The 1,228-nt window shown below is 70.8% G+C and carries 2 protein-coding genes; both read left to right on the top strand.

Annotation, left to right across the window (positions count from 1 at the left end):
- A partial coding sequence (locus FE811_RS26905; protein ID WP_140849570.1) for a glycine betaine/L-proline ABC transporter ATP-binding protein occupies positions 1-915 on the top strand: 915 nt, incomplete at its 5' end.
- Positions 912-1,228 (top strand): pyrroline-5-carboxylate reductase (locus tag FE811_RS26900; protein ID WP_181180995.1); only part of this gene is annotated, 317 nt, incomplete at its 3' end. The genes FE811_RS26905 and FE811_RS26900, both read left to right, overlap by 4 nt.

The raw sequence follows: 1,228 nt of genomic DNA, 5'->3' as shown, positions 1-1,228 counted from the left end.
GGATCGGGCAAGTCGACGCTGATCCGCCACATCAACCGGCTGATCGAGCCCACCGCCGGCGAGATCGTGATCGAGGGCCGCAACGTCGTCGCCATGTCGCAGGCGGAGCTGCGCGCGTTCCGCCGCCACAAGACCGCGATGGTGTTCCAGAAATTCGGCCTGCTGCCGCATCGCACCGTGCTCGACAATGCCGCCTATGGCCTCGAGGTGCAGGGCATCCCGCAGGCCGAGCGCTACCGCACCGCCATGCGCTGGATCGAGCGGGTCGGGCTTTCGGGCTTCGAGAAGAGCTATCCGAGCCAGCTTTCGGGCGGCATGCAGCAGCGGGTGGGCCTGGCGCGCGCGCTGGCCAACGACGCGCCGATCCTGCTCATGGACGAGGCCTATTCGGCGCTCGACCCGCTGATCCGCTACGACATGCAGACGGTGCTCTTGGACCTGCAGCAGGAGGTGAAGAAGACCATCGTCTTCATCACCCACGACCTCGACGAGGCGCTGCGCATCGGCGACCGCATCGCGCTTCTGCGCGACGGCTCGGTGATCCAGCAGGGCACGGCGCAGGACATCGTGCTGCGCCCGGCCGACGATTACGTGGCGAATTTCGTCCAGCATGTCGACCGCGGCAAGGTGCTGAAGGTCGGCGCGGTGATGCAGGCCCGGCACGGTTTCGACGCCCCCGAAGCCGCCCTGCCCGACGCCGCCCTGCCCGAGGCCGCCATCGCCCCCGAGGCCAGCATCGCCGAGGCGCTGCAGCAGATGGCCGCCAGCCGGCTGCAGGCGCTGCGGGTCCAGGATCCCCAGGGCCGGGCCATCGGCGTCATCCCCTTCCAGGCCGCGATCAACGCCTATACCGGCCAGCATGGCGGCCAGCATGACGGGCAGCATGACGGGCAGCATGACGGGCGGCAGGCATGAGGGTCGGCCTGATCGGCGCCACCGGCTGGCTCGGCTCGGCGCTCGGCGCGGGGCTGCTCGCGCGCGGCATCCTGGCGCCGGGCGAGCTGGTGCTGCTCAATCGCAGCGCCCCGCAGACCAACTACCACGGCCATGCCAACGTGACATGGGCGCGCAACGCGGCCGAGCTGGCGGCGCAAAGCGACGTGATCGTGGTCTCGGTGCGGCCCGAGGACTGGCCGGGGCTGGACCTGCGCGCCGCGGGCCGGCTGGTCCTGTCCTTCATGGCCGGGATCGGGGCAGCCACGCTGGCGTGCTGCGGCGGCCGGATCGT

The organism is Paracoccus sp. FO-3, from assembly GCF_006386455.1.
Classification (GTDB): Bacteria; Pseudomonadota; Alphaproteobacteria; order Rhodobacterales; family Rhodobacteraceae; genus Paracoccus; species Paracoccus versutus.
Note: the sequence above shows the minus strand (reverse complement) of the source record. Positions and strands in the feature narration are given on the sequence as shown.